General features: G+C 66.9%; 17 protein-coding genes and 1 tRNA gene. All 18 read left to right on the top strand.

Features of this window, described 5'->3' with window-relative positions:
• The first annotated feature begins 14 nt into the window (after positions 1-14).
• Complete coding sequence (locus ACFUTU_RS10205) at positions 15-1,679, top strand: ABC transporter ATP-binding protein (protein ID WP_377963786.1); 1,665 nt, start codon at positions 15-17, stop codon at positions 1,677-1,679.
• Positions 1,672-3,039 (top strand): ABC transporter permease, encoded by a 1,368-nt coding sequence (locus tag ACFUTU_RS10210; RefSeq protein WP_377963788.1) that lies wholly within the window; start codon positions 1,672-1,674, stop codon positions 3,037-3,039. Before ACFUTU_RS10205 ends, ACFUTU_RS10210 begins: the two co-directional genes overlap by 8 nt.
• Positions 3,036-4,364, top strand: coding sequence for an ABC transporter permease (locus tag ACFUTU_RS10215; protein ID WP_377963790.1), 1,329 nt, complete (start codon positions 3,036-3,038; stop codon positions 4,362-4,364). The genes ACFUTU_RS10210 and ACFUTU_RS10215 overlap by 4 nt, the downstream gene beginning before the upstream one ends.
• Before the next feature lie 5 nt (positions 4,365-4,369).
• Positions 4,370-4,792, top strand: a complete 423-nt coding sequence (locus ACFUTU_RS10220) for a cytidine deaminase (RefSeq protein ID WP_377963792.1) — start codon at positions 4,370-4,372, stop codon at positions 4,790-4,792.
• Entirely contained in the window at positions 4,789-6,102 is a 1,314-nt protein-coding gene (locus ACFUTU_RS10225; protein WP_377963794.1) for a thymidine phosphorylase, read from the top strand. Before ACFUTU_RS10220 ends, ACFUTU_RS10225 begins: the two co-directional genes overlap by 4 nt.
• Before the next feature lie 2 nt (positions 6,103-6,104).
• Positions 6,105-6,722, top strand: coding sequence for a DedA family protein (locus tag ACFUTU_RS10230; protein ID WP_377963796.1), 618 nt, complete (start codon positions 6,105-6,107; stop codon positions 6,720-6,722).
• 101 nt (positions 6,723-6,823) lie between these two features.
• Positions 6,824-7,507: a DedA family protein gene (locus ACFUTU_RS10235; RefSeq protein ID WP_377963798.1), complete on the top strand. Its 684-nt coding sequence runs from the start codon at positions 6,824-6,826 to the stop codon at positions 7,505-7,507.
• A 160-nt stretch (positions 7,508-7,667) separates the two neighbouring features.
• Entirely contained in the window at positions 7,668-8,813 is a 1,146-nt protein-coding gene (locus tag ACFUTU_RS10240) for an adenosine deaminase (RefSeq protein WP_377963800.1), read from the top strand.
• 82 nt (positions 8,814-8,895) lie between these two features.
• Complete coding sequence (locus tag ACFUTU_RS10245) at positions 8,896-9,465, top strand: MazG nucleotide pyrophosphohydrolase domain-containing protein (RefSeq protein WP_377963828.1); 570 nt, start codon at positions 8,896-8,898, stop codon at positions 9,463-9,465.
• A gap of 142 nt (positions 9,466-9,607) precedes the next feature.
• Entirely contained in the window at positions 9,608-10,888 is a 1,281-nt protein-coding gene (eno, locus tag ACFUTU_RS10250) for a phosphopyruvate hydratase (RefSeq protein WP_377963802.1), read from the top strand.
• A gap of 87 nt (positions 10,889-10,975) precedes the next feature.
• Positions 10,976-11,701, top strand: coding sequence for a septum formation initiator family protein (locus ACFUTU_RS10255; RefSeq protein WP_377963804.1), 726 nt, complete (start codon positions 10,976-10,978; stop codon positions 11,699-11,701).
• Positions 11,702-11,773: 72 nt separating this feature from the next.
• Positions 11,774-12,469: a DUF501 domain-containing protein gene (locus tag ACFUTU_RS10260; RefSeq protein ID WP_377963806.1), complete on the top strand. Its 696-nt coding sequence runs from the start codon at positions 11,774-11,776 to the stop codon at positions 12,467-12,469.
• On the top strand, positions 12,466-13,422 hold the full coding sequence (locus ACFUTU_RS10265) for an exopolyphosphatase (RefSeq protein ID WP_377963808.1): 957 nt from the start codon (positions 12,466-12,468) through the stop codon (positions 13,420-13,422). The genes ACFUTU_RS10260 and ACFUTU_RS10265 overlap by 4 nt, the downstream gene beginning before the upstream one ends.
• A gap of 19 nt (positions 13,423-13,441) precedes the next feature.
• Complete coding sequence (locus ACFUTU_RS10270) at positions 13,442-14,833, top strand: S8 family serine peptidase (protein WP_377963810.1); 1,392 nt, start codon at positions 13,442-13,444, stop codon at positions 14,831-14,833.
• Positions 14,834-14,867: 34 nt separating this feature from the next.
• Positions 14,868-16,334 (top strand): NAD(P)/FAD-dependent oxidoreductase, encoded by a 1,467-nt coding sequence (locus tag ACFUTU_RS10275; RefSeq protein WP_377963812.1) that lies wholly within the window; start codon positions 14,868-14,870, stop codon positions 16,332-16,334.
• Between the two features lie 166 nt (positions 16,335-16,500).
• Positions 16,501-17,451 (top strand): N-acetyltransferase, encoded by a 951-nt coding sequence (locus ACFUTU_RS10280; protein ID WP_377963814.1) that lies wholly within the window; start codon positions 16,501-16,503, stop codon positions 17,449-17,451.
• Between the two features lie 20 nt (positions 17,452-17,471).
• Positions 17,472-17,545, top strand: a tRNA-Leu gene (locus ACFUTU_RS10285).
• Between the two features lie 173 nt (positions 17,546-17,718).
• On the top strand, positions 17,719-19,065 hold the full coding sequence (locus tag ACFUTU_RS10290) for an ABC transporter substrate-binding protein (protein WP_377963816.1): 1,347 nt from the start codon (positions 17,719-17,721) through the stop codon (positions 19,063-19,065).
• The last annotated feature ends 44 nt before the right edge of the window (positions 19,066-19,109 follow it).

Genomic DNA, 19,109 nt, shown 5'->3' on the forward strand with positions numbered 1-19,109 from the left:
GATTGGTCAGAGCTTTGAAACTTGAACTCAAGGGGATCACCAAGCGCTTCGGCTCCCTGCTCGCCAATGATCACATAGACGTGGTTGTTGAACCCGGACAAATCCATTGCCTGCTTGGCGAAAACGGCGCCGGGAAGTCCACCCTGATGAACGTCCTCTATGGACTTTACGAGCCCACCGAGGGCGAGATTCTCATCGATGACCAGCCGGTGAGCTTCCGTGGGCCGGGCGAGGCCATGGCTGCGGGGATCGGCATGGTTCACCAGCACTTCATGCTGGTACCGGTGTTCACCGTCGCGGAGAACGTCGCGCTGGGGGCTGAGTCGACCAAAGCGGGCGGCTTCCTTGACCTCGATGACACCCGCCGCAAGATCAAAGAGATGTCCGATAAATACGGGTTCGATGTCGACCCCGACGCCCTCGTCGAGGACCTCCCCGTGGGGGTGCAGCAGAGGGTGGAAATCATCAAGGCACTGGTGCGGGACGCCCGGGTGCTGATCCTGGATGAGCCGACGGCAGTGCTGACGCCGCAGGAAACGGATGAGCTGCTGGACATCATGCGCCAGCTCAAGGCGGGCGGCACTTCAATCGTGTTCATCTCGCATAAGCTGCGGGAGGTTAAGGCCGTCTCCGACACCATCACGGTGATCCGCCGGGGCAAGGTGGTGGGGAGCGCCCATCCCGGCGCCTCGACCACCGAACTGGCGTCCATGATGGTGGGCCGGGCGGTGAGCCTGACCCTGGACAAGGCGCCCGCCAAACCCCAGGAAACCACGTTCGAGGTCCGGGACCTCACAGTCATCGCACCGAACGGGCACCACACCGTGGACGGGATCAGCTTCAGCATCGCCCGCGGCGAGATCCTCGCGGTGGCCGGCGTGCAGGGCAACGGCCAGACCGAGCTCACCGAGGCCATTCTCGGCCTGCAGGAGCGTGTCAGCGGCTCCATCAAACTGGACGGAAAAGAACTGCTGGGCCGCAGCGTCAAGGAAGTGCTGCACGCCGGCGTCGGTTTCGTTCCCGAGGACCGCAAAGTGGACGGCCTTGTGGGGACGTTCTCGGTGGCGGAGAACCTGGTGCTCGACCTCTACGACAAGGCTCCCTTCGCGAGGGGGATCAGCATGAGTCCGGCCAGGATCATGGAGAACGCCAGTTCCCGGATCGGGGAGTTCGACGTCCGCACGCCCTCCGCCTCCGCAGCCGCCGGAACCCTCTCCGGCGGCAACCAGCAGAAGGTGGTCATGGCGCGGGAACTCTCCAGGCCGCTGCGGCTCTTCATTGCCTCGCAGCCCACCCGCGGCGTCGACGTCGGCTCGATCGAGTTCCTGCACCGGCGCATCGTGGCCGAGCGTGACAACGGCACACCTGTCATGATCATCTCCACCGAACTCGACGAGGTGATGGAGCTCGCCGACAGGATCGCCGTGCTCTACAAGGGCAAGCTCGTGGGGATTGTTCCGGCGGGTACGGGACGGGACGTCCTTGGCCTCATGATGGCGGGGCTCTCCCCGGAGGAGGCCCTGTCGGAACACGTGCACCCCGGTCAGCCGCGCTCCGCCCACACTCACCCCGGCCACACGCCTTCCGGCGCAGACGCGCCGGGCGCCGACACCGCAGACCACCGCGACGGGCCGGACCAGCCGGCCGCTTCCCGCGCCGAAGGAGGGGACCATGCCTGACCCGCAGCACCACGACAGTAAAACCGCACCCCACAAGCCGCACCCGCCGAAGCCGGCCGATGAAGAGACCGCCGCCGTCGCCTCGCTGGACACGGCGGGCGGGGCCATGGAGCCCTCCGCTGTTCCCGCCTCGGCGCAGAGCGGGAAAATCCCGGGGGGAGCGGAAAGCCTGGCACGCCGGATCTTTACCGGCAGCGGCATGGTGTCGGTGCTTGCGGTGCTGCTGGCCCTGATCCTCGGCGGCCTGCTGATCGCCCTCACGGACAAGCAGGTCGGGACCACGGCAACGTACCTGCTGGCCCGTCCCAGCGACTTCTTCTCCGCCCTGTGGAGCGCAGCCACCCGGTCCTACGTGGCCCTGTTCCAGGGATCGGTCTTCAACCCGCGCGGTTCAGGCCTGGCCGGGCAAGTGGCCCCGCTGATGGAAACCCTGACGATCGCCACCCCGCTCATCACCGCCGGACTCGGCGTGGCCATTGCGTTCCGGGCCGGGCTGTTCAACATCGGCGCCCAGGGCCAGATTATCGTGGCCGGCATCCTCGCCGCCTGGGCCGGATTCGCGCTGCACCTTCCCCCGGGCCTGCACCTGCTCCTGGTGCTCGTGGCGGGCATTGCCGGCGGCGCGTTCTGGGGCGGCCTTGTGGGATACCTCAAGGCGCGCACGGGAGCCCACGAGGTCATCATCACCATCATGTTCAACTACATCGCGCTGTACTTCCTGCAGTACCTGCTGAACACACCCGCCTTCCAGCGGCCGGGGGAGACCAACCCGATCTCTCCCATCCTTGATCCCAGCGCCGTGTACCCGCAGATCTTCGGCACGCAGTACCGGCTCCACCTCGGATTCCTGCTGGCCATCGCTACCACCGTCTTTGTGTGGTGGCTGCTGGCCCGCTCCACTGTTGGGTTCGAATTCCGCGCCGTGGGCGCCAATCCCAAGGCGGCACAGACTGCCGGCATCAATGTTTCCCGCTCCACAGTCCTGGTCATGGCCATTGCCGGCGGCCTTGCCGGCATGGCCGGGGTTGCCCAGGTTGCGGGCACCGAGAAGGTCCTCACCGACGGTGTCGCCGCAACGTACGGTTTTGACGCCATCACCGTGGCGCTGTTGGGACGCTCGACGCCGTGGGGGACTTTCGCCGCCGGCCTGCTGTTCGGCGCCTTCCGCGCCGGGGCGGTGCAGATGCAGATCCAGACCGGCACCCCGATCGACATTGTCCTGGTGGTCCAGTCGCTGATCGTGCTGTTCATTGCGGCCCCGCCACTGGTCCGCGCGGTCTTCGGGCTGAATCCGCGGCGCAAGAAAGCGGCAAGGTCCGCCAGGTCCACGACGGCAGCCACCACCGGAGGCGCAGCATGAGCACCACAGCAACGTCACCCCAGCCGGGCAAGCCGCATGCTGGAATCCTGCAGACGGAGGGAGAACGCCGGGCGGTGATTTCGGAAAAGCCGGTGACCTGGAAGCTTCCCGTCCTGCTGTCCGCGCTGGGCATCCTGGCGCTGGTCTTTTTCGGCATCCTCGGGCCTAACCAGACCGCAAGCTTTGGGCTGTCCTCCGGCGGGGACTTCTTCCAGCTGCCGGCCGTCGAGGTGCCCGCGTTCCTGGGCGGCATCGTCCTGTCTGTCCTGATGCTCGGGCTGGCCGGCTATGCCGTGTTCCTCAAGACCAGGAACCTGCCGGCGCCGCGCTGGGTCCCGGTGACGTTCACCGTGCTGTTTGTTGCCGCCTTCCTGATCTGGGTGGTGGGCGGAGCCCGCACGCCGAGCATCTCCCTCGCGGGACTCATCGCCGGCTCGCTGACCCTCGCGGTGCCGCTCGTCTTCGGCTCGCTCTCGGGGGTGCTGTGTGAACGCGTGGGCGTGGTGAACATCGCCATCGAGGGGCAGCTGCTCGGCGGGGCCTTCACCGCCGCTCTGGTCGCGTCCATGACCAGGAGCCCCTTCATCGGTTTAGTGGCCGCGGCCGCGGCGGGCGCCCTGGTCTCGATCGTGCTGGCGCTGTTCAGCATCAAGTACCTCGTCAACCAGATCATCGTCGGCGTGGTGCTGAACGTGCTGGTCTCCGGCCTGACAGGCTTTCTGTTCAACACCGTGATGCAGGCCAACAAGCAACAGTTCAACTCGCCGCCGGGCTTGGACAACATCGACATTCCGGTGCTTTCGAGCATCCCGGTTCTGGGGCCCATCCTGTTCAAGCAGTCCGTGGTGGGGTACCTCATGTACATTGCCGTGATCGTGGTGTGGATCGGGCTGTTTAAGACCAGGTGGGGCCTGCGGGTCAGGGCTGTCGGCGAGCACCCGCAGGCGGCTGACACCCTGGGCATCAAGGTGAACACGACCCGGTTCTGGAACGTCACCCTGGGCGGCGCCATTGCCGGCATCGGCGGATCGTTCTTCACGCTGGTAGCGATCGACAGCTTCACGGAGGAGATCTCGGGCGGGCGCGGCTTCATCGCCCTGGCGGCCCTGATCTTCGGACGGTGGAACCCCATCGGCGCGTTCTTCGCCGCCCTGCTGTTTGGCTTCGCCGACAACCTGCAGAGCATCGTGACCATCATCGGAACGCCGGTGCCCAGCCAGTTCATGGCCATGCTCCCGTACCTCGTGACGGTCCTGGCGGTGGCGGGCCTGGTAGGCCGGTCGCGTCCGCCGGCGGCCAGCGGCATTCCCTATGTCAAGGGGTGATATCCGTGGAGAGCAACGCCAACGACCCTGACATCATCATCGACTGGAAGGCCCTCGAGGCCGCCGCCGTGGATGCCATGAAGAACGCCTACGCGCCGTATTCCAAGTTCCCGGTGGGGGCTGCGGCCTTCACCGCGGACGGCCGCATCGTGAGCGGCTGCAACGTGGAAAACGCCAGCTACGGCCTGACTCTATGTGCCGAGTGCGCACTCGTGGGAAACCTGCAGATGACCGGTGGAGGCCTGCTTCGCGCCTTTTACTGCGTGGACGGGGCCGGCAATGTCCTCATGCCCTGCGGGCGCTGCCGGCAGCTCCTGTACGAATTCCGGGCACCCGGCATGGAGCTCATGACCACGCAGGGCATCAAGACCATGGACCAGGTGCTGCCCGACGCATTTGGCCCCGAACACCTGGAGGAAATTCGGTGACCCAGAAGACCGAGGCTTTTGACGCCGTCGACATCATCCGCACCAAGCGCGACAGGGGGACGCTTAGCGCCGAGCAGATCGACTGGACCATCGACGCGTACACGCGCGGCGTCATCGCTGACGAGCAGATGGCCGCGCTGAACATGGCCATCCTGCTCAACGGCATGGACCATGGCGAGATTTCCCGGTGGACGACGGCGATGATCGCCTCCGGGGAGCGGATGGACTTCTCCGGCCTGCGCCGGCCCGACGGCGGCGTGAAGGCTACGAGCGACAAGCACTCCACAGGAGGTGTGGGGGACAAGATCACCCTGCCGTTGGCGCCACTTGTGGCAGTGTTCGGCGTGGCCGTGCCGCAGCTGTCCGGGCGCGGGCTCGGCCACACCGGCGGCACGCTGGACAAGCTGGAATCCATTCCAGGCTGGCGCGCGGCCCTGAGCAATGACGAGATAATGGCCCAGCTCCAGGACGTGGGCGCCGTGATCTGTGCCGCAGGTGCGGGGCTGGCTCCGGCGGATAAGAAGCTCTATGCGCTCCGGGACGTGACCGGCACGGTGGAGGCCATCCCGCTGATCGCCTCCTCGATCATGAGCAAGAAGATCGCCGAGGGCACCGGCTCGCTGGTGCTCGACGTGAAGGTGGGCAGCGGGGCGTTCATGAAGGACGAGGCCAAGGCACGGGAACTCGCCGAGACCATGGTGGCGCTTGGCGAGGACGCCGGGGTGGAAACCGTTGCGCTGCTGACCAACATGAGCACACCGCTGGGCCTGACCGCAGGTAATGCCATCGAGGTGGAGGAATCTGTTGAGGTCCTGGCCGGCGGCGGCCCGGACGACGTTGTCGAACTGACGGTCAGGCTCGCCGAGGAGATGCTTCGGTGCGCCGGCGTACCCGAGGCCGATCCCGCCGCGGCCCTCAAGGACGGCAGGGCCATGGACGTCTGGAACAGGATGATCAGGGCGCAGGGCGGAGACCCGCAGGCGAAGCTTCCCGTGGCCCGGGAGTCGGAGACGATCTACGCGCCCGCCGACGGCGTCCTCGTGGAGCTCGACGCATTGGCCGTGGGCGTGGCGGCCTGGCGGCTCGGCGCCGGCCGGGCACGCAAGGAGGACCCGGTGCAGGCAGCAGCGGGCGTCCGCCTGCACGCCAAACCCGGCGCAGTGGTGCGCGCCGGTGAACCACTGATGACCCTGCTGACGGACACCCCGGAGAAGTTTGCCCGGGCCAAGGAAGCGCTCGAGCACGCCCTGACGATCGCGCCGGAAGGTTCCCGGCCCGCGCAGCAGCTCATCATCGACCGCATCGCCTGACCGTGCAGGCCATCAATGACTTCATCCTGGCTGCCGCCGGCCAGCCCTGGGTCCTGTTCATCGTCCTGGCCTGCTGCGTCATCGACGGCTTCTTCCCGCCCATTCCCAGTGAATCGGTGGTCGTGGGGCTGGCGGCCGTTGCCGCGACGGCGGATGTTCCCAATCCGTGGCTGCTGGCTGCCGTGGCCGGACTTGGCGCCTTCACCGGCGACAACGCCGCCTATCTCATCGGCCGGGGTGTGGGCATCCAGCGCTGGGCGTGGATGCGCGGGCCGCGGATGCAGCGGGCATTCCGGTGGGCCGGCCGGGAGCTGCGCAAGCGGCCGGCGTCGCTGATCCTCGTGGCACGGTTCGTTCCCATCGGGAGGGTGGCGGTCAACCTGACGGCCGGTGCCACCCACTACTCGCATCCGCGGTTCATCGGGCTCACTGTGCTTTCCGCCACCCTCTGGGCCTCGTATTCGGTGGCGATTGGGCTGTTCTTCGGCCAGTGGTTCGAGGAGAATCACCTGCTCGGAGCGGTAATTGCCATTGTTTGCGCCATTCTGCTGGGCATCCTGGTGGACCTCGGCATCAACCGTCTGCGCAACCGCGTCCGGGATCCGTTCCGGGAAAGTTGACTTTCCAATCAGGGCGTAGCGGACTATCCTCCGGCCATGCGACACTAAAGAGCGATTTGCGTCACTTCCCGTCGTGCCATATTCCCTAGGAGCATCCCCGCGTGGAGTTTATTAATGAGGCCGTGCTCCATGCAGCGGGTCAGTGGTGGATTTACCCCGTCCTTCTGCTCTTTTTCTTCGTGGACGGGTTCGCGATGGTGGTCCCCAGCGAGACCCTCATCGTGGCACTTGCGGCCTTCTCCCGGCACAGCGGCGAGCCCAACCTGTGGATCCTCGGCCTGACCGCCCTGACCGGCGCCATGGCCGGGGACAACATGGCGTACATGCTGGGCCGGAAGATCGGCCTGGAGCGCTGGAAATGGATGCGCCGGCCGAAGGTCCAGAAGGTTTTTGCCTGGGCGCGCTACGAGTTGGAGAAGCGCGGCGCCGTGCTCATCTTCACCGCCCGCTACATCCCGTGGGGACGCGTCGCCGTGAACTACGTGGCTGGCACCACCGGATACCCCCACCGCAGGTTCTTCGTGCTGGACGCCTTCGCCTGCTTCACCTGGGTGGGCTATTCGATAGGCATCGGCCTCGTGGCCAGTTCCTTCCCGTGGCTCCACCACAACCCGCTGCTGGGAGCCGGCATCGCCGTGGTGTTCGCCATTATCCTGGGCGTCATCATCGACCACGCCATTCGGTGGTGGCACAAGCGGCTCGGCCGCCACGACGCCGCCGTCGCGGACGAGGGCGCCGTGCAGGACGGGAGCGACGTCCCGGAACAGACCAGCCGCGTGGCCTAGCAGGCGGCACAGCAGAACCCGCCCAGCGCGAACGTACAGTTGTGGCCCCATTTCCACCCGGATCCGGGGCCACAACTGTGCGTTCGCGCTGGCCCAAGGCCGGTCCGGACATCCGCCCGCCTCGTTGGCATTGCCGCTGGTCCAACCCTAGAGTTGGTACGTGACTGAGCCTATCGTTGACGCCGCCCCTGCCCTTGACTTCGACCTGAAGAGCCTGCCCAAGGTATCCCTCCACGACCATCTGGACGGCGGCCTGCGCCCGGCCACCATCATTGAGCTCGCTGAAGCAGTGGGTCATACCCTCCCCTCCACCGACCCCACTGCCCTGGGGGAGTGGTTCCGGGAATCCGCAGACTCCGGCTCACTGGTCCGCTACCTCGAGACCTTTGACCACACGGTCGCGGTGATGCAGACCAAGGAAGGGCTGTTCCGCGTCGCCAAGGAGTTCGTGGAGGATCTGGCGGACGACGGCGTGGTGTACGGCGAGGTGCGCTGGGCACCTGAGCAGCACCTCCAGAAGGGGCTGACGCTGGACGAGGTCGTCGAGGCCGTCCAGGAAGGCCTCGAAGCCGGGGTCGAGGCGGTGGCCCAGACCGGCCGCGAGATCCAGGTGGGCCAGCTGATCACGGCCATGCGGCACGCCGACCGCGGCCAGGAAATCGCCGAGCTCGCCGTCCGGCACCGCGACAAGGGCGCCGTCGGATTCGACATCGCCGGCGCCGAGGACGGCTTCCTGCCCTCGCGCTTCCGCGACGCCTTCACCTACCTGGCCGAAAACAACTTCCCGGCCACCGTGCACGCCGGCGAAGCCGCCGGGCTGGAAAGCATCCAGTCCGCCCTGGTCGACGGCCGCGCGCTGCGCCTGGGCCACGGTGTCCGCATCGCCGAGGACATCATGGTGGAGTTCGACGAGGACTCCGCCGACGACGAGGACAGCGACAACATTGGCCTGGTCACCCTCGGCAACCTGTCCAGCTGGATCCGTGACCGCGGCATCGCCCTGGAGATCTGCCCGTCCTCGAACCTGCAGACCGGTGCCATTGCCGGCTTCGGAGAGGGGATCGAAAGCCACCCGCTGGACATGCTGTACCAGCTGGGCTTCAACGTGACCATTAACACGGACAACCGCCTCATGAGCGGTGTAACGCTCACGGACGAGTTCGAGCTGCTGGTGGAAACCTTCGACTACGACCTCGACGACCTGCTGGAGCTCACGCTCAACGCAGCCGAGGCGTCCTTCCTTCCCCTCGAGGAAAAGGAAGCCCTCGTGGAGTACATCAACGACGCCTACGGCGACCTTGGCTGAAACCCCCCGGCAGCCTGAACCCGCCGCCGAAGTGGGGGAGCTTATTCGGGTAATTGCCGCCCTCCGCGAGCACTGCCCCTGGATGGGCGCCCTCACCCACGAGTCGCTCGTGGAATACCTGCTGGAGGAGGCCTATGAAGTGGCCGAGACCATCGAGACGGGCGAGGACGAGGCTGAACTGAAAGGCGAGCTGGGCGACGTACTGCTCCAGGTGGTGCTGCACGCCCGGCTCGCCGAGGAACGCGGGGTGTTCGGCTTCGGCGACGTCGCCCGTGGCCTCACAGAGAAGATGATCCGCCGCAACCCGCACGTCTTTCGGCCCGACGGCTCCCTCCAGGACTCCTTCCCCGCAACGGTGGAGGAGATCGTGCTCAAGTGGGATGCCGTGAAAAAGGCCGAAAGCCCGCAGCGCAGCACGCCGTTCGAGGGCATCCCGGTGGCTCTCCCCGCACTGGCGCAGGCCCAGAAAACCCTGGACCGGGCAGAGCGTGCAGGACTGTCCCCGGCGGTTGGGCCTGCCGAAATCCCGGAAACCGAAGCCGAACTCGGCGAGCTGTTGCTCGCCGTCGTACATTCTGCCCGGAGCAGGGGATTCGACGCCGAACGCGCCCTCCGCGGGGCAGTGCGGCGCTACCAGAACCGCCACCTTTGAAACTTCCGAACCCGGATCATGACGTCCGGGTTCTGGATAGGTTTCCGTAACGTGCACCACTCTCGACTACGCTAGTCCCTGACGAGGACGTCGAGATTTTTTGCTAGAAACCCCCGTAATATCGCCCACAAGGAGCAAATCCATGGCGCTTATCGATGCCATCCACGCCCGCGAGATCCTCGATTCCCGTGGCAACCCCACCGTAGAAGTTGAAGTTCTCCTCTCCGACGGCCAGATCGGCCGCGCTGCCGTTCCGTCCGGTGCCTCCACCGGCGAGCACGAAGCAGTTGAACTGCGCGACGGCGACAAGGGCCGTTACCTCGGCAAGGGTGTCCAGAAGGCCGTTGACGCAGTCATCGACCAGATCGCCCCGGCCCTGACCGGCTTCGACGCCACCGACCAGCGCAGCATCGACCAGGCCATGATCGACCTGGACGGCACCGCCAACAAGGGCAAGCTGGGCGCCAACGCCATCCTCGGCGTCTCCCTGGCCGTGGCCAACGCGGCAGCAGCCTCCGCTGACCTGCCGCTGTACAAGTACCTCGGCGGCCCGAACGCCCACGTCCTGCCGGTTCCGCTGATGAACATCCTCAACGGCGGCTCGCACGCGGATTCCGACGTCGACATCCAGGAATTCATGATCGCCCCCATCGGCGCCGAGACCTTCTCCGAGGGCCTGCGCTGGGGCGTTGAGGTCTACCACAACCTCAAGTCCGTACTGAACGAAAAGGGCCTGGCCACCGGCCTCGGCGACGAGGGCGGCTTCGCCCCGAACCTGCCCTCCAACCGCGCTGCCCTGGACCTGATCCAGGAAGCCATCCAGAAGGCCGGCTACACCCCGGGCACCGACATCGCCCTGGCACTGGACGTCGCCTCCTCCGAGTTCTTCAAGGACGGCGCCTACCAGTTCGAAGGCAAGTCCCTGACCTCCGCCGAGATGAGCGCCTACTACGCCGAACTCGTTGCCGACTACCCGCTGGTTTCCATCGAAGACCCGCTCGACGAGAACGACTGGGAAGGCTGGAAGATCCTCACCGACACCATCGGTGACAAGGTCCAGCTGGTGGGCGACGACCTGTTCGTCACCAACCCCGAGCGCCTGCAGCAGGGCATCGACGCCGCCACGGCCAACTCCCTGCTGGTCAAGGTCAACCAGATCGGCTCGCTGACCGAGACCCTGGACGCGGTGTCCCTCGCCCAGCGCTCCGGTTACACCACCATCACCTCGCACCGCTCCGGTGAAACCGAAGACACCACGATCGCCGACATCGCCGTTGCCACCAACGCCGGCCAGATCAAGACCGGTGCTCCGGCCCGCTCCGAGCGCGTCGCCAAGTACAACCAGCTGCTGCGCATCGAAGAGGAACTCGACGACGCCGCACGCTACGCCGGCCGCAGCGCGTTCCCGCGTTTCAAGGCCTAGTAGCCCAAGAAACAGCTGACCGGTGGCTATGGTGGAAAGACCATAGCCACCGGTTTTGTTTTTGGCGCCACACGTTACAGGAGTGTCATGGCTACCCGCCGTCCCAAAGTTCCCAGGGTGACCCCACCAGCACAGCAGTCCGCCGCCCGCGAGGCGGGCGGCGACGTCATCCAGGCGGACTTCGGCGGCCCGCGTCCGGCGCACACCACCCACGAAACGGGACACGGACCCAAGGAGGGCAGGGCCGGCGGCGGCCCAAAGGCTGGCCCCAGGACTCCGGGCTCAACGGGCACCGCCGGCGCAGGGTCACCGACCAGCGCTGCCGCGAAAGCCGGAGCCGGCAGGACAGGCAGCTCCGCAGCCGGGAAGACCGCCACCGGCCGCACGAAGTCCGGAAAAGCCGAGGCAGACAACCTCGACCCCGTTCCGGCCAAAGCCTTCTCCGGCCGCATGCTGGCACTGGCGGTGGTGATGGTGGCCATCACGATCATGCTGGCTCCCACGGTGAAGATCTTCATCGACAAGAGGGCGGAAATCGCGGCCCTGCAATCGGACATCGCGGACAGCAAGGCGAATCAGGACAACCTCAAACGGCAGGTCTCGCGCTGGCAGGACCCCAACTACGTCAAGCAGCAGGCACGGGACCGCATTAACATGGTTATGCCGGGAGAGACCGGCTACTGGGTATTCGGCAGCGACCTGCCGGCCGGCGCAGCAGGCAGCCAGCCCAGTGCAGCAGAAAGACAAGACCCCGCCGAGGTGCCCTGGGTTGATTCCCTCTGGGAGTCCATCAGGCGCTCGGCAACAGACTAGCGGCGCCCGCCGCGGGACTGCCTACCGGAATTTCGGGGCAGCCAGATCCGGGCAGGAAGGACGGCCACGCCAGTGGACGACAACACGGCAACCGCCCCCGGTGAATCCCGGCAGCCCTCAGCGCAGGACCTTGATGTGCTCAGCCGGCAGCTGGGGAGGCCGGTGCGTGACGTTGTGGAAATCCCGGCGCGCTGCGTCTGCGGGAACCCCCTCGTGGCGGCAACCTCGCCGCGCCTGAGCAACGGGACTCCCTTTCCCACCACGTTCTACCTGACCCACCCCGTGATCACGTCGGCGGTCTCCCGGCTCGAGGCCGGCGGGCTCATGAACGAGATGAACGACCGGCTGGCCGCGGACGAGACCCTGGCAGCCTCCTACCGGGCGGCCCATGAGGCCTACCTGGCTGCCCGTTCCGAGATCGGGGAGCGCTCAGGCATCGGCGCCGTCCCGGAGATCGACGGCGTCTCCGCCGGCGGCATGCCCACCCGCGTCAAGTGCCTGCACGTCCTGGTGGGACACTCGCTGGCCGCCGGGCCGGGAGTTAATCCGCTGGGGGACGAGGCCATCGCAGCCATCAGCGAATGGTGGACCGCGGACCGCTGCTACTGCGAGGGTGCCTGGGACGCCGCCGGCGAGGCGCCCTCCCGGGACCTCAGCCGCCACGGCCCGCAGGGCCTGCCGCACATCGTCGGCCGTCCGGCGCCCGTCCGCAAATCCAAGACAGATGCAGGCACCACTGAATCCCGAAAGACGGAGGCAGGCGCATGACCCGGGTGGCCGCCATTGACTGCGGAACGAACTCAATCCGCCTGCTCATCGCCGACATCGACCGCAGCGACGGGGCGGTGAAGCTCACCGACGTCGTGCGCGAAATGCGGGTGGTGCGGCTCGGCCAGGGCGTGGATGCCACCGGAGAGCTGGCGCCCGAGGCGCTGGAGCGCACATTTGCTGCCACGGCGGACTACGCCGCACTCATCCGCGAGTACCAGGCCCGGACAGTCCGCTTCGTGGCCACATCCGCCAGCCGGGATGCCAGGAACCGCCAGGTGTTCGTCGACGGCATCAGGAACCTGATCGGCGTGGAGCCCGAAGTGATCTCCGGCCACGAGGAGGCTGCGCTGTCCTTCGCCGGTGCCAGCAGCGTGCTGCCCATCTCGGGGGAGGACAAGGTCCTGGTGGTGGACCTGGGCGGCGGGAGCACCGAGTTCGTGCTTGGCGACGCCAACGGCGTCATCGCCGCACGGTCCGTGGACATTGGCTGCGTCCGCCTGACCGAGCGCCACCTCACGTCGGACCCGCCCACGGCAGGACAGATCGCCGCAGCGGAGGCCGACGTCGACGCCGCCATCGCCGAAGCGCGGCTGGACGTGCCCCTGGAACGCAGCACCGCCGTCGTCGGGGTTGCCGGATCCATCACCACCATCACGGCGCACGCGCTCAAGCTGCCCGAATACCTGCCTGCAGCCATCCATGGCGCCGAACTCTCCATCTCCGCCGTGCAGGCCGCAGCCACCGACCTGCTCCAGATGCCGCGCGCGCAGCGGGCGGAACTGCCCTACATGCATCCCGGCCGGGTGGACGTCATCGGCGCCGGCGCCCTGGTGTGGCGGCGCATCCTGACCCGCATGGGCGAGCTCACCGCCGGCCGCATCATTACGGCCACCGCCAGCGAGCACGATATTCTGGACGGAATTGCCCTGAGTGCCGAGGCACGAAGCTAAACCGAGTATTGGATCCTGCATGACCAGAGCAACAGCCCGGCTTCGCCGGACGGTCTCGGCCCTTCTGTCCGCGGTGCTTGCCGGTGGCATCGCCGCGTCCGCCGTCGCCACCGCACCCGCCGCCCAGGCAGACACCTGGCGGGACAAGGAATACTGGCTCAAGGAAGCCGGCATCACCAAGGCGTGGGAGGTGTCCAAGGGCGCCAACGTCAAGGTGGCCGTCATCGACAGCGGCGTCGACGGCAACCATCCCGACCTCAAGGGGGTGCTGGCAGGCGGCCACGACGTCTCCGGCGCGGGAGACTCCGACGGCGAGAAGAGCATCGGCGCCAAGCCTGAGCATGGCACGCTCGTGGCCACCATGCTGGCCGGCCGCGGGCACCAGCCGCCAAAGAAAACGACGGCCAGCGCCAAGCCTTCCCCGAGTGCCACCGCCTCCAAAACCATGCCCGACGGCATCATGGGCGTGGCGCCCGAAGCCCAGATCCTTTCTGTGTCCACGTGGCTGGGATCAGCCAACCCCGGCGGCAAGAGCGACCAGGACCAGATCCCGGAGGCTGTGCGCTGGGCCGTGGACAACGGCGCCAAAGTCATCAACATTTCGCTCGGCAGCACGTCCCCGGAGTGGCCGCAAAGCTGGGACGCAGCGTTCCTGTACGCCGAGCAGAAGGACGTGGTCATCGTGGCCGCGGCCGGCAACCGGGTGGGCGGCAACGTGCAGGTGGGGGCACCGGCCACCATCCCCGGCGTGCTGACCGTCGCTGGCCTGGCCCGGAACGGCCAGGCGAGCACCGACTCCTCCTCCCAGGGCATCAGCATCGGTGTGGCCGCGCCCGCGGAGAAGCTTGCCGGCGGACTGCCCGGCGGCAGCTACGCGGAATGGGCCGGCACGTCCGGTGCCACGCCCATCGTCTCTGGTGTTGCCGCCCTGATCCGTTCCAAGTGGCCGGAGATGAGCGCCAGGCAGGTCATCAACAGGATCGTCTCCACCGCCAAGGATGAGGGCACGCCAGGCAAGGACCCGCTGTACGGCTTCGGCGTCCTCAACGCGGAGGCAGCGCTCAAGGACGACGTTGCCGAAACGAAGGCCAACCCGCTCGGCTCCATCGCCGACTGGATCCGTGTCCACCGGCGCGGGAACCTTGAAACACCGGCCCCCGAGCCGACGGCCGAGGCGCCCGCCCCGCGGGCCACCCTGCCCAAGGCGACGGTGCCGGTGGCCGTCCCTCCGTCACAGCTGGACAGTGCACTGCCTGCGGCCGTGGTCATCGGTTTCGGTGCGCTCTTCATCGCCATTATTGCGGCCGGGACGGTGCAGCTGCGGCGCGCCTACCGGGCGTCGGCCGGGGGGCCGGAGGAGCCGGATACCGGCGCGATAACCCGGGTGGACCGGGCCGACCGCACCAGTTAGTGAAGATTTTCACAAACTACTGTACTCTGGAGTTATGGCAACCACCCCACAGCTCCAGGATCGTCCGCGTGTGCTCGTCGTCGGCGGCGGGTACGTCGGCCTCTACGTAGCCCTCAAACTGCAGAAGAAGATCGCGAACGCAGGCGGCATCGTCACCGTCGTCGATCCGCTGCCCTACATGACCTACCAGCCCTTCCTGCCGGAAGTGGCCGGCGGCAACATCGAGGCCCGCCATGCAGTGGTTTCGCACCGCCAGCACCTCAAGCAGACCGAGCTCATCCAGGGCCGCGTCCTCTCCATCGACCACGCCAACCGCACGGCAGTGGTTGCCCCGGCTGACGGTGGCGGGAACTTCGAGGTTCCGTACTTCGACGTCGTGCTGGCCGCCGGCGCCATCACCCGCACCTTCCCGATCAAGGGCCTCGCGGACAAGGGCATCGGCCTGAAGACCATCGAGGAAGCCGTTGCACTGCGCAACAAGGTCCTCGACCGCATCGAGCGCGGCTCCACCATGACCGACCCCGCCGAGCGCGCCCGTGCCCTGACCTTCGTCGTGGTGGGCGGCGGCTTCGCCGGCATTGAGTGCATCACCGAAATGGAAGACCTCGCCCGCGCCGCGGTCCGCAACAACCCGCGCGTCAAGCAGGAGGAAGTCCGCTTCGTCCTCGTCGAGGCCATGGGCCGCATCATGCCCGAGGTCACCGCGCCGCAGGCCGAATGGGTTGTGGAGCACCTCCGCAGCCGCGGCATCGAGGTCCTGCTGAACACCTCGCTGGACAACGCCGAGGGCTCGCTCAAGCTCATCAACCTGCCGGACAAGACCCCGGCCCAGGAATTCGAAACCGACACCCTCGTGTGGACTGCCGGTGTGCAGGCCAACCCGATGGTCCGCTCCACCGACTTCCCGCTGGAGCCGCGCGGCCGCGTCCGCGTTCTGCCGGACCTGCGCATCGCCGGGGACGAAGGCATCATCGAGAACGCCTGGGCTGCCGGTGACATCGCCGCGGTTCCCGACCTCTCGGGCGGCGGCCTCCCCGACGGCACCTGCGTTCCGAACGCCCAGCACGCGCTGCGCCAGGCCAAGCGCCTCGCCAAGAACCTGTGGGCTTCCCGCTGGAACAAGCCGCTGGTTGACTACAAGCACAAGAACCTTGGTGCTGTGGCCGGCTTCGGCGAGTGGAAGGGTGTTGCCAACATCAACCTGCTCGGCCGCATCGGGCTCAAGGGCCCCCTCGCCTGGCTGGCGCACCGTGGCTACCACGGCATGGCCATGCCGACGTTCGAGCGCAAGTTCCGTGTTGTCTTCAACTGGATCCTGAGCTTCTTCGCCGGCCGGGACACCACCCAGCTGCTGGACCTGGACAACCCGCGCGGCGCCTTCGTGGCCGCTGCCACCCCGGCCCCCAAGCCGGCAGCGCCCGCCGCGCCGGCTCCGGCGGAGAAGGCCGCAGCCCCTGCCCAGGGCGGCGCCAAGGATCCCGTCACCGCCGAGGCCAAGTAATCCCCACTGCCTCCCCAATCTCGCAAGCTCGATTGGGGCCGCTCGGCAGTGTGGGCCCAGGCAGGCAAAAATAACGACGGCGGCCGTTCCCTTTCCGGGGAACGGCCGCTTCGTTGTTTGGCTGGGTTTTCCCTGCTGGCCCGGCGGGCACCCATAGACTGGCCCCATGACGGGTGAAAAGAACCTCCAGACCCTCCTTGCCTCGATGCGTCCGGTGCTCCGGAAAGGCGAGTACGTCTACGTTCTGTGGCCCCACGGCAGGCCCCTGGCGGGGCATATCGAGGCCGCCGTCCGGGAAGCGGAGGGGCTTACGGTGGTCCTGCCCCGCGCCGAGGCGGACGGGTTGGGGCTGTCCTACGACTTCGTGGCGGCCTGGATCACCCTGGAGGTCCACTCGGCACTGGAAGCGGTGGGGCTGACTGCGGCGGTGAGCAAAGCGCTGACCCAGGCCAGGATCAGCTGCAACGTTCTGGCCGGCTTCCACCACGACCACCTCCTGGTGCCGGTCGCGGATTCGGCGCGGGCGCTGGAGGTCCTGGCCGAGCTCTCGGCAGCCAACGCCCCGGAGCCGGAACCGGTGCGGGAAGTGCACCTGCGCAGCGAGGAACCAGGTGACCGGGACGCCCTCCTCGCGCTGACTGCCGAGGCCTTCGCCGTTTCCCCGGTCACCGGGCTTCCCGTCGAGGGGGAGCCCGTTGAGGTCAAGGTGCTCCGCGAACTGTTCGTCGCCGAGGAATACCTGCCGGAGTTCAGCGTCGTCGCCGAACTCGACGGCGAAATCGTGGGCCATGTCATCAGCACGCGCGCGTGGGTGGAGGACCTCGAGCTTCTTGGCCTCGGGCCCATATCCGTGACGCCCCGGCTGCAGCGTCACGGCATCGGCTCGGCACTGATGCGCGAAACGGTCATCCGCGCCAACGCGGCGGGGGAGAAGGGCGTCGCGCTGCTGGGATCCACCGAGTACTACCCCCGGTTCGGGTTCGTCCCGGCGTCGTCCCTGGGCGTGGAGGCGCCCGACACCAGCTGGGGCGACCACTTCCAGCTCCTGCCCCTCGCACTGTGGCCCGGCGGGGTCCACGGCACATTCCGGTATGCCGGGCCCTTGGCGGCCCTCTGAGGCGATACCATTGACCGGGCGCCCCAGTAGCCCAATTGGCAGAGGCAGCGGACTTAAAATCCGCGTGTTGTGGGTTCGAGTCCCACCTGGGGTACTGCTTTTCTCCTCCGCGTCGCTGGTGTTCCAATATGCAACGAGTGTTATGAGGATGTGACCTTAGTCACTTATGTTCGCGCTCGAATTGGATTAGCTTGAATTTAGCTCAGGAACCCCTGACCAAACATCGCATCAAAGGCCGTTCGCACCTTTCGATCGAGGAGACTCTAAATGATTGCACTCCCCCAGGCGGCGCCCAAGGTGGCCAAGCTCACAGCGCTTGGCATCGGCGTCGCCCTCATGGCCACGGCTTGTGGTGGCGGTTCCACCCCAAGCGCGACCGAATCCTCCGCAGCGGCAGGCGGAATCGCGTGCCCTGCTCCCAGTGCCACGGCCGGGGCAACCAGCAGCTCCACCGAGACCGGCAACGTGCCGGCAGCAACCACCACCACTCCCACACCGCTGAAAATTGGATCGCTCCTGCCGACGACGGGGTCGCTGGCGTTCCTCGGCCCGCCCGAAATCGCCGGTGTCAATCTCGGTGTCAAGGAAGTCAACGCGGCCGGCGGCGTGCTCGGCAAGCCGATCCAGGTGGTCCACCGCGACTCCGGTGATACCAAGACGGACATTGCAACGCAGTCCACCACGGCGCTCCTCGGCCAGAATGTCAGTGCCATCATCGGTGCCGCATCCTCGGGTGTGTCCAAGACCGTGATCAACCAGATAACGGGCGCCGGCGTCATCCAGTTCTCGCCCGCGAACACGTCCCCGGACTTCACCACCTGGGATGACAAGGGCCTGTACTGGCGGACCGCCCCGTCCGATGTGCTGCAGGGCAAGGTGCTCGGCAATTACATGGCCACCTGCGGTGCCCAGACCGTTGGCATGATTGTCCTGAACGATGCCTATGGCACGGGCCTGGCAAAAAACGTCAAGGCAGCCTTCGAAGCAGCCGGCGGCCAGGTTGTGGCTGAGGAACTCTTCAACGAGGGCGACTCGCAGTTCAGCAGTCAGGTGGACAAGGTCATCGCCGCCAAGCCGGACGCCATTGCCCTGATCACCTTCGATCAGGCCAAGAGCATCGTTCCGCTGATCACCGGCAAGGGCATCAAGGCCACGCAGCTGTTCATGGTGGACGGCAACACGTCCGACTACAGCAAGGACTTCAAGGCCGGAACGCTGAAGGGCGCGCAGGGAACTATTCCCGGCACGTTCGCCAAGGACGACTTCAAGAAGAAGCTCCTGGCCATCGATCCGGCGCTGAAGGACTACAGCTACGCCGGTGAGTCCTACGACGCCGTGAACCTGATTGCGCTGGCATCCGAGGCCGCCAAGAGCACCAAGGGTGTGGAGATCGCCAAGCAGCTCAAGGCGGTTTCCGAGGGCGGCGAGAAGTGCACGGACTTCGCGTCCTGCGTCACGCTGCTCCGCAACGGCAAGGACATCGACTACGACGGCGAGTCCGGCCCGGTGACCTTCTCCGACGCCGGCGACCCGACGGAAGCCTCCATCGGCATCTACGAGTATGGGGACGACAACAAGTACACGCCGTCCCGGGAAGAATTCGGCAAGCTGTAAGCCGTTTTCCGCCGCACACACAGGGAAGCCCCCGTCCATTGGAC

The organism is Arthrobacter sp. NPDC057388, assembly GCF_042668165.1.
In the GTDB taxonomy this organism is placed as follows: Bacteria; Actinomycetota; Actinomycetes; order Actinomycetales; family Micrococcaceae; genus Arthrobacter.

Excerpts from the sequence above, each read along its gene's own strand:
- ACFUTU_RS10210 (WP_377963788.1), top strand. The coding sequence starts at position 1,672 with ATGCCTGACCCGCAGCACCACGACAGTAAAACCGCACCCCACAAGCCG.
- ACFUTU_RS10215 (WP_377963790.1), top strand. The coding sequence starts at position 3,036 with ATGAGCACCACAGCAACGTCACCCCAGCCGGGCAAGCCGCATGCTGGA.
- ACFUTU_RS10245 (WP_377963828.1), top strand. The coding sequence starts at position 8,896 with ATGGGCGCCCTCACCCACGAGTCGCTCGTGGAATACCTGCTGGAGGAG.
- eno (WP_377963802.1), top strand. The coding sequence starts at position 9,608 with ATGGCGCTTATCGATGCCATCCACGCCCGCGAGATCCTCGATTCCCGT.
- ACFUTU_RS10255 (WP_377963804.1), top strand. The coding sequence starts at position 10,976 with ATGGCTACCCGCCGTCCCAAAGTTCCCAGGGTGACCCCACCAGCACAG.
- ACFUTU_RS10265 (WP_377963808.1), top strand. The coding sequence starts at position 12,466 with ATGACCCGGGTGGCCGCCATTGACTGCGGAACGAACTCAATCCGCCTG.
- ACFUTU_RS10270 (WP_377963810.1), top strand. The coding sequence starts at position 13,442 with ATGACCAGAGCAACAGCCCGGCTTCGCCGGACGGTCTCGGCCCTTCTG.
- ACFUTU_RS10275 (WP_377963812.1), top strand. The coding sequence starts at position 14,868 with ATGGCAACCACCCCACAGCTCCAGGATCGTCCGCGTGTGCTCGTCGTC.
- ACFUTU_RS10280 (WP_377963814.1), top strand. The coding sequence starts at position 16,501 with ATGACGGGTGAAAAGAACCTCCAGACCCTCCTTGCCTCGATGCGTCCG.
- ACFUTU_RS10290 (WP_377963816.1), top strand. The coding sequence starts at position 17,719 with ATGATTGCACTCCCCCAGGCGGCGCCCAAGGTGGCCAAGCTCACAGCG.